This window comes from Dyadobacter alkalitolerans DSM 23607, assembly GCF_000428845.1.
Classification (GTDB): Bacteria; Bacteroidota; Bacteroidia; order Cytophagales; family Spirosomataceae; genus Dyadobacter; species Dyadobacter alkalitolerans.
In genome coordinates, this window is sequence record NZ_AUAS01000003.1 from 1 (window position 1) to 12,347 (window position 12,347).

A 12,347-nucleotide genomic window follows, 5' to 3' on the forward strand; every position below is an offset into this window, starting at 1 on the left:
TTTCTCCATGGTCGTCATTTCCCCAAGACTTTTTTTAGGAAATCGACTTGTACTTGAAGTTCCCCGATCTTTGAGTATAGATCCTTTTCCTTGGAGTTTTCTGCTTCGCTAGCAGCAGGCTGCTCTTTGCTGAATACCAACTCGGCATTCTCAAGAAACTCGCGTTTCCAAGCTGTGATCTGAGTCGGATGAATCTCATACTTGGATGCCAAGTCCTGTACGGTGCTGACCTCCTTGATGGCCTCAATAGCCACTTTTGCTTTGAAGCTTGCGCTGAATTTTCTGCGTTCCTTTTTCATAGTCAACTACTAAGTTAAAAATTTAAGTAGCTGTCCAGATATTCGGGAGTATTATACTCATGACATCGTTCCGGAAGTTGGCAGGAATGCCCTTGACGAGCCCTAACGCTAGAAGCATCAGAACAAAAGAAAAAATGAAAACACATACATTGGATGAGGTCCAGGATAGACTTCTTGGGAAAATCGGGACACCGGATCGTGACAGATTTGAATTTGAACTTCAATGTGACAATGGACACATTATTGCAGGTATTTACTGCTCTGAAAGCCAAGGTAAAGCTGCAAGTTGAGTTACCAAACCTCAAAATCAGTATCGGAGAATAAGTGCCGATGACGGCCAGGCGCAATGCGGTCGTTTAGGAATTTTTGAAGCGTTTCTCCTTCTATGCCTGTTTTGAGGTTCAAGGATGTTGGCGTAAGGTTTCCTTTGATAGGTTATTTCCTTAACGCCAGGCTTTTCTTAATCCGGCTTAGCGTTTCCGGGGCAATGCCCAGGTAGGAGGCGATCAGGTTTTGGGGGACACGTTCGATCATTTTGGGGTTTGATTCTGCCAGTTTTACGTATTTTTCTTCGGCTGAATGCGTGATGGAGCTCATCAACCGCCGCTCCTTGGTGACGATGCTGTTTTGGTATAGAATGCGGAAATAACGGTCCATGACCGGCACGGCTAGCGTTAACGCTTCATAATTTTCCCGAGAGATCAGCAGCAACTCTGAATCTTCAATGGCATCAATGTTGAAAACGGCCGGCTCGCCTGACAAAAAGCTGTTGAAATCAGATAACCACCACCCTTCCCAGCCGAAAACGCTCATGTGTTCGTCGCCCTTGTCATCCACATTGTAAGTTCGCAGCAGTCCTTTTGCTATAAAAGTCAGGTGTTTGCAAACATCCCCTTCCTGCAGTAAATACTGGCGTTTTCTCAGTTTTTTTGGAATAAAAAAGGTTTCGATTGCCTCCTTATCAAGGTCCGAAAGCGAAACCTTTTCCTGAATGTGCTGAAAAAGTACTTCAATCATAGCCAATCACATTTACATGGGCAAAGATAGGGATGCTTGATCTAGATCAACTGCATTACTTGACGCAGGTCAACGTCTGCCGCTTTCCAGAGCTGTAACTTTGCAACATTAAATCAAGTATTGAAAAATTCCCAGGCATATGACAAATATTGCATTAGTAGTGGGCGCAACCGGCATCACCGGAAGCAACCTCGCAGAAAAACTAATTGAAAAAGGCTGGATCACTTATGGCCTTTCCCGTAATCCGAACACAGAAATTGCAGGCTTAAGACCTATTGCGGCGGACCTGCTCAATCCGGCTGATCTGGCACTGAAACTGGCGGATGTGGCGCCTACCCACGTTTTCTTTACAAGCTGGATGCGCAATGATACGGAATCTGAAAATATCCGCGTCAACAGCGCAATGGTCCGGAATTTACTGGACAGCCTTTCTGCGCGGAAGTCCATCCAGCATGTTGCGCTGGTTACGGGGCTTAAGCATTATTTAGGGCCATTCGAGGCATATGCAAAGGCAGGCACATTGCCTGAAACGCCCGTTCGCGAAGAACATCCCAGGCTCGACCTGGAAAACTTTTACTATGCCCAGGAAGACGAAGTTTATGCTGGCGCTGAGCGTGATGGCTTTACCTGGAGCGTTCACAGACCGCATTCTGTGGTGGGCAAAGCAGTTGGTAATCTCATGAACATGGGCACCACGCTGGCCATTTACGCAAGCATTTGTAAAGAGACCGGCCGGCCATTTCAATTTCCTGGCTCAGCCGAGCAATGGAACGGGTTATCCGATGTCACAGATGCAAAGCTGCTGGCTGAACACATGGTCTGGGCTGCCACCACCGAAGCCGCGCACAATGAAGCCTTCAATGTTGCAAATGGCGACCTTTTCCGATGGAAATGGCTATGGAAACAAATAGCAGGCTGGTTTGCCATTGAGCCAGCAGGATTTGATGGGCAAATTCGTCCGTTGGAACAGGAAATGGCAAACGACGCTTCGGCCTGGCAGCAGATTGCTTCCAAATACAATTTGAAAGAACCCGATATTAATCGTCTGGCCTCCGCCTGGCATACGGATCTCGATTTGGGCCGCCCTTTGGAGGTTATGACCGACATGTCCAAGAGCCGGAAACTGGGCTTTACCGGCTATCAGGATACGCGAGATTCGTTTTTTGATTTGTTCAAGAGGCTTAGAGCGGAGAATTTGATTCCTTAATAGCTGGAACTAACGTTTAGTATTGCAAAATGGCCGGACGGAAAATTTCCCACCCGGCTATTTTAATGCTCCTGGTACCTATACGGCGCCAGTTGATATTATCCCTGAATGAACGCCAGGATATCCTTATTAATGGTTTCGGCCTCAGTAGTCGGCATTCCATGTGGAAAACCTGGATATGTAATCAGTCTACCGTTTTTCAACAGTTTAGCGGCTTTCAATGCAGTGATCTCATAAGGCACGATCTGATCGTCTTCACCATGCAGCACCAATACGGGCACATCAACGCTTTGCAGATCTTCGGTAAAATCAGTTGCAGAAAACGCCTTAATACATTCATAATGGGCAAGAATGCTTCCCATCATTCCCTGACGCCACCAGTTGTCGCGAATGCCCTGCTTTTCAACAGCCCCTGCACGATTATATCCGTAAAATGCTTCCGAGAAATCCTTGAAATACTGCGGTCTTTGTGTAGCAGTCATCTCGCGGATTTCATCAAAAACTTCCATCGGCACACCATCCGGATTTGTTTCTGATTGCACCATAAGCGGGGTTACGGCACTCACCAGCACGGCTTTGGCAACCCTGCCAGCGCCATGTTTGTTTACATAGCGTATCACTTCACCCCCACCCGTTGAGTGACCGACATGTATGGCATTTTGAAGGTCCAGATACGCAACCAGCTCGGCCACATCGGCAGCGTAAGTATTCATTTCATGGCCTTCAAAAGTTTGGGAAGAACGTCCGTGTCCGCGACGATCGTGCGCAATAACGCGGAAGCCTTTTTGTAGGAAAAACATCATTTGATTGTCCCAGTCATCGCTGGAAAGTGGCCATCCGTGGTGAAATACGATAGGTTGTCCGGTGCCCCAGTCTTTGTAAAACATTGTAGCGCCATCTCTTAGCTGCAAAGTGCTCATGATTTTGTTTTTGAGAGTGAAAATTGAAGCGACAATAACGTAACATTCGGATCACTTTTCAAGCAACGCGCGTGAATGTTGTGTTAATTTGGTTCATTAAACTGCTTTCACCTTCCTTCTCGTATTCATCTTCGTTTTGATCCACTCAGGATAATGCGTTGCATCCTCGGCTGCGTATACGTGAAGTTGCTGGGACGGATCTGGTTTTAGCAGCGCTCCCTGGGATGTGCCGAGTATCCTTGCGGCTGTTTGCACACCCGAATAACTTGCTCCGGCAACCCCGTTGGCCAGAATGCTCGCGCCGCACAAATACAAATTTTCGATTTCACTTTGCGCTTTAAATGCAAATGCCCCTATCTGCCAGAAGCTTTTTTCGGTGCCATACACACAGCCATCCGTGGAACCAATGTAATGCTTGTTGGTCAGCGGGGTGCCCATTTCTTTCTGGAGAATGCTTTGGCTGATCCCCGGCAGCACCTTTTCGAGGCTTTTGATCATTTTCACGCTCAGCCGTTCTTTAAAATCCAGGTAGGCCTGGGAATGTATGCCGGTTTCGCCATCAAACTGACTGAAAGCGTGATTGTTAATGAGCGTAATCACTTCCAGCGTATGATGAATGCCGTCAAAACTCGTCGGATCTTTTAATGTGCTCGCACTGATAAAAAGGGCTGGAAAGGCATTTTCCGAGGCAATATCCACATCTGCATGCTGACCATACGATTCTTCCGCCGCTTCATCAGGCAGCAGCCAGACATTTCCCGAGTCCAAACCAGCTTTGCGGATATCCATATCAACCGTCAAAAACAGGATCAGCGAGGTGCAGGAATATTTGGTATTTTTTAATTGATTCAAAAGCTGCTGGCTGAGGTTTTGCTCCCCTATCAGTTTTTTATAAGTCGTTCCCGGATCCGCGTTGGAAATTACCCTTTTTGCATAAATAAGCGCACCATTTTCAAGCTCGACACCCACCGCACGCTTCACTTTTTCGCCCTGGATCAAAATACGTTTCACCTTCTGTCCCGTCCTGCACTGACCGCCGTGTTTTTTAATCACATTGGCCATCGCTTTGACAATCGCCGCACCGCCGCCCATCGGATAAAAGCCGCCTTTTGCATAATGTGCCATCACCGCAGCGTGGTAAGGAAAGCTGGCTTGCGCTGGCGGAAGTCCATGGTTACCCCACTGGATATTCAATATTTTTTTCAAAAGCGGGTCCTCAATATGCCAGTCAATGACCCTTTTCACGCTGAATAAGCCATATTTTCCCAAATGCCGCGTACGCCAGGGAATGGTAAGGTGATCACGAAAACCGTTCATTTCTTTGATCAGATCCAGCTGGCTGCTGACATTTTTAACCGCAGTCAGATACTTTTCAATCCCCTTTTTTTCTGCGGGAAATTGTATGGAAAGCGCTTCGCAGAGTGCGTCGAAATGGGCAGGAATATCAATGCGCTTTTCGCCAATCCAGCAATGTTCATAAGCAGCCGGGTTCATTTCAAAAAAGGTAAGCTCATTGGCAATTCCCAAACCTTCGTACAACATTCGGGTGGATTGCCCTTCACCCAGCTGCCCTATATAATGCACCCCGGGAGAAAAACGCTGGCCGCCGATCCGGAAGCTGTGGCACCAGCCGCCGAGCACATTATGCTGTTCCAAAATGAGTACCGTTTGCCCCTCACGCAGCAGGCAAATTGCCGCCGAAAGCGCACCCATACCCGAGCCGATAATGACATTATCGAATTCATACATTAAATCCTGCGGTTCGGACGACACAATATGGGCTGGCTATTTAGGAAACTAGGTGCGATTGGAATGAATATAAAAATATTGTTCCTTGGCAAATGCAGAAATGAATGTTGCTAAATTTTCAATCAATCTATCCTAGCCGCCTGCTTTGCGCCTAACCAGCCGCTATTGCATCACTTCTGACGGAGTCCGGCCGAATTCTTTTTTAAATACAAATGAAAAATGAGACAGGTCTTCAAAGCCAACTTCCAGATAGACTTCACTGGGTCTGAGTTTTTGCTGGCTGATTTGAAAATAGGCTTCGTCGAGCCGTTTCTTTTTAAGCCAATTTCCGGGGTTTGTGCCGAAAACCTTTTGAAAATCCCGTTTAAATGAGGATAAGCTTCTGCCAGTCAGGAAGGCGAAACGTTCCAGGCTAATATTAAAGCGGAAGTTGCGGTTCATATATGCTTCGAGATCAATCTTAGCAGGAATTGCGAAGTTGAAAAACACATTTGCCATGGCAGGATCAGACTTTAATATGATCATCAGCAGCTCTTCGCGTTTTATATCCGCAAAAGTTTCGTCAATCTCCAAATCTCCGTAGTAGTAAGGTTCCAGCGACTGGATATAGTTTTTAATCAGTTTGTTATCTTGTATAAAGAGAAAAGAATCATTGTTGTCGTCAGCCTGGGCTTGAACCGGATGCCGCTCCAAAAACTTCCTTAGGAACGGCTCATCCAATGTGATAATGATCTTTTCAAATTCATCCTTATCCTTATATTTTGTATAGCGCACCAAATGGTTTTTCCTGGCGATGCAGTAATCGCCAGGAACCATATGATAAATGCTTGTGACCGTCAAAAGCCTTTATTGAACCTTTCAGTAAATACAGGAAGAAATGTTCTGATATAAATTGCTCCGGCGAAATTTCCGGTCCCAAATGACAGGATTGCAGGTTATTAACTTTCACTTGTCACATTTGATTTTATGAATCCAAATTTACTCATTTATACAAACTGTCGACACTTTCCAGAATAGCGGATTGTCTGCTTTTCGGATCCCAACCTAATATTCCCACTGCTTTCCTGTTCGACATTTGAATATAAAATGCTTCATCCGTCTGCTGCATATCAGCAATATCCGCGGCCAATTCAGGCCGCTCGGTTTTGATTAGTTGCGCTACATCGTAGACGCTCATTACGCCCTCGGATGTGGCCAGAAAGCGCTGTCCGTTTGCTTTCGGATGTAGCATTGCTTTTATATGGATGTCAGCAACATCACGCACATCAACAACGCCGAATGTAAATGCCGGGCTTTCGGTCGTGGTGCCGCTGATGATCCCCTTCACGATCGTGTCCAGCGAAGCCGACGAAATCTCTCCCAAAACCGGCCCGAAAATCCCAACCGGATTGATAACAGTAAGCTCCATGCTACCACCTTCTGTTTCTATAAAATGCCACGCCGCTTTCTCTGCGATGGTTTTAGATTTAATGTATGCCATGATCGGCGCCTGCTCATCCGTCCAGTCTGTTTCGGTGAATACGTGATCCTTTGCATTTTTACTATAACCAATGGCAGCAAACGACGAGGTAAGCACAACGCGCTTAACACCTGCATTGCTGGCTGCTTTCAAAACACGCAGCGCACCGTCACGAGCAGGAATGATGAGCTCGTTCTCATCTTTGGGTGTCTGGGCTGGAAATGGCGATGCAATGTGCAGCACATATTCGCAGTCCCTTACCGCTTCCTCCCAGCCTTCATCTGTTGTTAGCTCAGCCTGATAGAAAGAAAGATCAGTAAAGTCTTCAATCCCGCCATCTTTCAATGCATCAATTATTTTGTCTTTTTTAGACAAAGAACGGAGCGTGGTTTTCACCTGATAGCCTTGTTGTAACAGTTGCAAGATCGTATGGATGGCTACGAATCCGGTTCCGCCTGTAACTAATATGATACGTTTCATTTTGATTGCTTTTAAATGTGAAATTTGATTTGGGTTGTTGCTTCGGCGTGGCCGCTCCATTCATTTTCGGATTTTCAGGTCCTCCTGTTGTCTTTGTTTTTCCAATACAAATTTCAGCAATCCCAGATCAGGCTGCTTTGTTGTGAAGTTCAATTTTTCTTTGTTGTGGGGGTTATCCGAAAACTTCCCACCGGATTTATATAAATTGCTTTTTTAACGAGATAACGCCCCGTATGACACCCACTACATCCAACCACAAAATCCACGAAGGCCGCAATGTAAAACGCTTCCGCGAAATGCTCGGCATCAAACAAGATTTCCTCGCATTCGAGCTCGGCGAAGACTGGAACCAGCAAAAAGTGTCGCTGCTCGAACAGAAGGAAAGGATTGATGCTGATATTTTGGAACAGGTTTCAGCTATTTTGAAGATTCCGGCTGAGGCGATTCGGAATTTTGATGAGGAGCAAGCGGTGAATATTATTTCAAACACGTTTCATGAAAAGGCTTTTGAAAATTCCTTCAACAATGGCACCATTAACTTCCATCCCGTCGAAAAAATTATCCAGTTGCATGAAGAAAAGATTGCGCTTTATGAGCGGATGTTAAAGGAGAAGGATGAGATGATGGGGCGGTTGGAGCGGTTGATTGAGGGAGGCAACTGACCTAATGTCGGATATCGAAAAATTCGCGAACGACGAACTTGATCCGTTACCTGATCTATTAAAGATAGGTCTGATACACTATCAGTTTGAAACCATCCACCCTTTTCTGGACGAAAATGGCAGAGTCGGCAGACTACTTATTACCCTTTATCTGGTGCGCGGGAAACAAAAAAGCGCCAATCTTGCGAAAGGCGCCTTGGGTTGTGGTCACGTAGGGATTCGAACCCCAAACCTCCTGATCCGTAGTCGTGTAAAATAGCCATTTTTTACTTATTTAATTCTTTTTGATACTTTTTTAACATTCTAATAATCAGATAGTTATAAATTTTATTTTGACGAGCATTTGGTTTTGTTTTCGGTTGTTTTTTAAATTTGTATTGCAAGTTCTATTGCAACCTGTACCAAATGACAGCAAATCATGAGCTCACTTCGACCTTCGCTCGAAAGGCTTTATTATCTCAGCAGCGGTGTTGCTGATCACAACGGGCATGAGCCTTGCGGTTGCCATCGGCACTTACTCTAAAAGCAGCCGTTTGCAGGAAAGCGATCTCAGATTCCGGATTGCAAGGCAGCTCAGTCCAGCTCTTACAACAAAAGCTGATAGTATTTACTATGAAGATCCTGACCGGGCGGAACTTGAAACACAGAAGCGTGAGGCGCATGAGCTAAACGTAAAAGAGGCAGAAGCAATTTTAAGCAGCGGCGAATTGAAGCTAAGGAGGCTCAGGATCTGCTAAAACGGCTTAGAACCGAATGAATGTCAATATTCATCACTATAAAATTCAAAGTATTGCGGGAGACTGCGCCAAAGCTTCCATTTATTTGGCACATCAAATTCAAACCCCAGAGTACGAAAAAACCGTGGCATAAATGAAATTTGACCATCTTACCATTTTATATGTTTTGATTTCAAGAAGGCCAATATAGTTCAGTTTAATCTTTCTGAGGTACGTTAAAACGGACTTGGGCAGTTTTATTCTTACTTGTATGTTTGGCAACAAAGCACACAACAAGTTTCCTGCTTGCTGCTTGCAAACATGTCGTCGAAAGTGCAGAGAAGCCCATAGCCGGGGCCCGGCTGCACAAGTAAGGCCGCCGCTAATTCCGTCAATTCTTGGTCTCGGGCTGCTAAACAAAATCTCTATTATTAATTTGCGGCCTACTTCTTGACAGTGGACTATACTCCACTGTTTACCTTTGCTTAAAAAAGTTATGAAGGCAGATCTAATTAAAGAAAAACCGTTCAATCGGTAACAATGGGGTGGTGCGAAGGCCGCGCGGGTTGTTTACAATTGGCCCGAGGCCAATACCCGTCAAGACATATTCATATATGTAGAATGGAAAAATTATTACCAGTGTCAGCAATGTTGCTACTAGTAGGATTGCGCCAAAAGTGAGCCTAAGGGTTATGATAAAGAGGAGCATATGCGTTATATTAAATTGAGGATGGTTTAGTTTTGAAACGCTACGGCTTAATAAGAATTCGGATTACCTGCCCCGGAAAGAAGGCGAGTTTGAGGAACCTTCCAGTTTGTTGGAATTGCCCGAACTGTAATTTACGGTCCGGACAATTCTGTTGACATCTATTTTATGACAGCAATTTTGCTTGTGTTCTTGTGTTCAAAGTACCGTCAATAGCGTAATCTTTACAGTGTAAATGCCTGCGTTAAATCTTGCTAAATCGATCCCTTGTGCAGACACTGGCTGAACATCAAGTACTTTCCGTCCTGCACTATCATATACTGTGGCTTCTTTAACCTGGTTGTACTTGCTGATAAGCAGACTGTCACTGGCGGGGTTTGGATAGACCAACGCTTCTGGGGCCTCAAACCTAACCGACTATTGGTCTGCAAGCGAAACTGTGATATGCCACATATCTCCGGAATTCCTAACTTTTTCTGTTCCCCACACCCCATTTCCGCCGTCCGTACGGAGATACACGCCAAATACAACATCTGTAATATCAGATCCTGTTATCATTACACTTCCACATGCTGCTCCATTAGCGCAATTGCCTGTAATCGTGGATTGTGCATGTAGAATCTTCTTATTGGTTGCATCCAGCAACATTTCCTTGTTACCAGAGAGCCTCACCAATGTATTTGCAGGTGATTGGAGCTCCAGTTCTGTGGCGAACCCCAGGTGTTTGTTGGCAAAATTTGTCGTTGCGCCCAATCCTATGAGTGAAATAACCGGATTTTTTACCGGTCGGCTAAACCGCAACCTCAATTTGCCATAGTAATAACGACTGGTATCGGTCGTAGGTGCTTTTATACTCATTAAAGGTTTTGCCGACAGAAATACCTGGACACCTACGTTGGTAAATAGATTGATGCCATGGCCCGCAGTGCCTTGGGGATGGGATGTAAATATGGAACGGGTCGAATCGGCAAAATGGTAATTATTGTTTACCACCGTCGCAGGTTTAACTTGGCAAGCACTAGCACCGGAAGCAGCTCCAAACGTCATTCCGGTAACGTGCTGCGGAACAGTAATGTATTTTTGATCGTCAAGGCTGAAAGTTACTGAAAGTGGTGATTGCGCCTTTTGAAAATAGATCCCTTCATTGCTGCCCCCGTTATTATTTAGAAAAAAATTGAGCGTTTGTGGTATGGAAGTAGGTCCTTTGGGAACGGGCGGGGAGAAGCTGTTGTTGGCGCCGTCCTGCACAAATTCCAGGGTATTTTGTACTTGACGTGAAAGTCCCACGGCCCATATCATAAGCAAAAAACACACACTGGCCAGAAGGAATTGTTTTGAAAGCATACTAAAGAGTAACAATGTTTATGTGGTCCAACATCTCTATTAAGAAGCAGATGTCAAACTTACATAATGATGCATATGGGTAGGGTTTTGGGCTTGTGCAATTAAAAAATGTGCAACATCTTCTCTTGAAATTTTTTCTAATTTCATTCCTTGCTCTAATCTTAGATGCGCTTTGAAATTGCCTTTCGGCCGCCGGTTCGTCATTATTGCTGGCCGTATAATCTCGGAGAACCGGTAACCCTTTGACAGTATCTTTTCCATTTGTGTCTTATCGTTATACGATTTAGTCAATATTCTGGGCAAGGCAAACTGCCAGGTAAATGGAAGGTATTTCCTGCTCTCTCCAGCCCCAAACGCTGAAACCACCAGTAACGGTACTTCCATTTTCAAATCCTTTAATGCGCTCAAAATTGCTATTGCCGTGTTGCTGTAAATATTCGCGTATCCGTCCATTTGTCCCAACATCAGCTGGAATTTGGCTCCCACTGTCACGATGACCGCATTCGAGCCGGTAATTGCTTTCTTGACATCATCGACCGAAGTAACGGAGCCTTTGAGTTTTAGGAGCTTTTTATGATCCGCGATCTTATCCATGTTCGAAGAAAGGGCAACTACTTGATGGCCTTTCTTTAACGCATGTTGGACAGTAGTTATCCCCAGGTCGGTTGATGCCCCTATAATTGTTATTTGTTTCATGCATTTTGCTGGTAACATTAGTGGATATGAACGCCGGATAAGTGGCTTTTTAAAATAGCCCCCTAACAAAGTCGGGGGGCTATCTGCCTACTCAACGTTTTATTAACTACCAAAAAATAATGACCTTCCCCTTGCTGCTGCTGATTATTGGTGATTTACTCACTAAATGCCTTAGGCTTATCTGACAGGGTTTTATAAACGACGCCAGCCAGAAGAGCTCCGGCCAACGGCGTGATCACGAAAAGCCATAATTGCTCCATCGCCCATCCGCCGACAAATATCGCTTGGCTTATACTACGGGCCGGGTTCACCGATGTGTTAGTGACCGGAATGCTGATCAGGTGTATTAAGGTTAATCCTAGTCCAATGGCAATGCCTGCAAAGCCAAACGGTGCCGAAGGATAAGTAGATCCAAGAATGATTATCAGGAACATAAACGTCATCACAAACTCGGTAATAAGTGCGGCCGACATGCTGTAGCCACCGGGAGAATGTTCCCCATACCCATTTGCTGCAAAGTCCTCAATTGCATCGCCGTTTCCGATAATGATGAAATATAGTACCGCAGCGCCTGCAATGCCGCCTAGCACCTGTGACAACATATAACCTAACAGCTCCTTGCCATCAAAGCGCCCGCCTGCCCACAGGCCTAGCGATACGGCCGGATTAAGGTGGGCTCCGGAAATGTGCCCCAGCGAGTATGCAATTGTCAGGACTGTTAAACCAAATGCCAGTGAAACACCTAAAAGGCCGATGCCAACGTTGGGAAAACTTGCTGAGAGGGCTGCACTACCGCAGCCGCCAAGGACTAGCCAAAATGTACCTATAAATTCTGCCGTGTATTTTTTCATATTTCAAAAGAACGGTGTTGGTTGCATAGCAGGCGAGCCTATCCATTTTTGCGAATACATACGAGCGCCACCAGTGCAATCAATGTTAAAAGAGGGCACAGTCATATTTCGGAAACCCGACGGGTCATTGGAAATTCGACATAACAAAGCTATAAAAACGTTTTATACGTCGAATGTTAATAAAAGTAATTTCACATAGAGATTTGTCGATCACTGTCATATTAGTTCTACAAAAAATCTG

At 45.2% G+C, this 12,347-nt stretch carries 14 protein-coding genes and 1 pseudogene; 5 read left to right on the forward strand and 10 right to left on the reverse strand.

The features are described from left to right. Positions 1–14 precede the first annotated feature (14 nt). Entirely contained in the window at positions 15–299 is a 285-nt protein-coding gene (locus G395_RS0105810; RefSeq protein ID WP_026629193.1) for a transposase, read from the reverse strand. Positions 300–452: 153 nt separating this feature from the next. On the opposite strand from G395_RS0105810, the gene G395_RS0105815 reads away from it, so the two are divergent. Further along, entirely contained in the window at positions 453–623 is a 171-nt protein-coding gene (locus G395_RS0105815; RefSeq protein WP_229204028.1) for a hypothetical protein, read from the forward strand. 111 nt (positions 624–734) lie between these two features. Here the strand turns inward: G395_RS0105815 and G395_RS0105820 are convergent, their stop codons facing one another. Further along, a complete protein-coding gene (locus G395_RS0105820; RefSeq protein ID WP_026629195.1) occupies positions 735–1,316 on the reverse strand; it encodes a Crp/Fnr family transcriptional regulator in 582 nt (193 codons plus the stop codon). Between the two features lie 139 nt (positions 1,317–1,455). Here G395_RS0105820 and G395_RS0105825 point away from each other — a divergent pair, with 139 nt between their 5' ends. Beyond that, positions 1,456–2,523 (forward strand): SDR family oxidoreductase, encoded by a 1,068-nt coding sequence (locus tag G395_RS0105825; protein ID WP_026629196.1) that lies wholly within the window; start codon positions 1,456–1,458, stop codon positions 2,521–2,523. Positions 2,524–2,621: 98 nt separating this feature from the next. Here the strand turns inward: G395_RS0105825 and G395_RS0105830 are convergent, their stop codons facing one another. The 4 genes from G395_RS0105830 to G395_RS0105845 form a co-directional block, all read right to left on the reverse strand. After that, positions 2,622–3,443, reverse strand: a complete 822-nt coding sequence (locus G395_RS0105830; protein WP_026629197.1) for an alpha/beta fold hydrolase — start codon at positions 3,441–3,443, stop codon at positions 2,622–2,624. Positions 3,444–3,539: 96 nt separating this feature from the next. Next, positions 3,540–5,216 (reverse strand): phytoene desaturase family protein, encoded by a 1,677-nt coding sequence (locus G395_RS0105835; RefSeq protein WP_211237752.1) that lies wholly within the window; start codon positions 5,214–5,216, stop codon positions 3,540–3,542. A 138-nt stretch (positions 5,217–5,354) separates the two neighbouring features. Next, a complete protein-coding gene (locus tag G395_RS28740) occupies positions 5,355–6,032 on the reverse strand; it encodes a helix-turn-helix domain-containing protein (RefSeq protein WP_229204030.1) in 678 nt (225 codons plus the stop codon). 142 nt (positions 6,033–6,174) lie between these two features. Beyond that, a complete protein-coding gene (locus tag G395_RS0105845; RefSeq protein WP_026629199.1) occupies positions 6,175–7,131 on the reverse strand; it encodes an SDR family oxidoreductase in 957 nt (318 codons plus the stop codon). Between the two features lie 233 nt (positions 7,132–7,364). Between G395_RS0105845 and G395_RS0105855 the strand changes: the two genes are divergently transcribed. The 3 genes and pseudogenes from G395_RS0105855 to G395_RS0105865 all read left to right on the forward strand — a co-directional run bounded on the left by G395_RS0105855 (position 7,365) and on the right by G395_RS0105865 (position 8,530). After that, a complete protein-coding gene (locus G395_RS0105855) occupies positions 7,365–7,793 on the forward strand; it encodes a helix-turn-helix domain-containing protein (RefSeq protein ID WP_026629200.1) in 429 nt (142 codons plus the stop codon). Then, a pseudogene (locus G395_RS33225) lies at positions 7,792–7,950 on the forward strand (Fic family protein); the annotation flags it as partial. The gene G395_RS0105855 and the pseudogene G395_RS33225, both read left to right, overlap by 2 nt. Positions 7,951–8,260: 310 nt before the next feature. After that, a complete protein-coding gene (locus G395_RS0105865; protein WP_035360564.1) occupies positions 8,261–8,530 on the forward strand; it encodes a hypothetical protein in 270 nt (89 codons plus the stop codon). An 883-nt stretch (positions 8,531–9,413) separates the two neighbouring features. Here G395_RS0105865 and G395_RS33050 read toward each other — a convergent pair. From G395_RS33050 to aqpZ, 4 genes are all read right to left on the reverse strand, one after another. Further along, positions 9,414–9,605: a T9SS type A sorting domain-containing protein gene (locus G395_RS33050; RefSeq protein WP_084439454.1), complete on the reverse strand. Its 192-nt coding sequence runs from the start codon at positions 9,603–9,605 to the stop codon at positions 9,414–9,416. Positions 9,606–9,632: 27 nt separating this feature from the next. Beyond that, a complete protein-coding gene (locus G395_RS0105870; protein ID WP_229204032.1) occupies positions 9,633–10,502 on the reverse strand; it encodes a hypothetical protein in 870 nt (289 codons plus the stop codon). Between the two features lie 96 nt (positions 10,503–10,598). After that, positions 10,599–11,255 (reverse strand): NAD(P)-dependent oxidoreductase, encoded by a 657-nt coding sequence (locus G395_RS0105875; protein WP_169720007.1) that lies wholly within the window; start codon positions 11,253–11,255, stop codon positions 10,599–10,601. Between the two features lie 155 nt (positions 11,256–11,410). Next, entirely contained in the window at positions 11,411–12,106 is a 696-nt protein-coding gene (aqpZ, locus tag G395_RS0105880; protein WP_026629205.1) for an aquaporin Z, read from the reverse strand. Between the last annotated feature and the right edge of the window lie 241 nt (positions 12,107–12,347).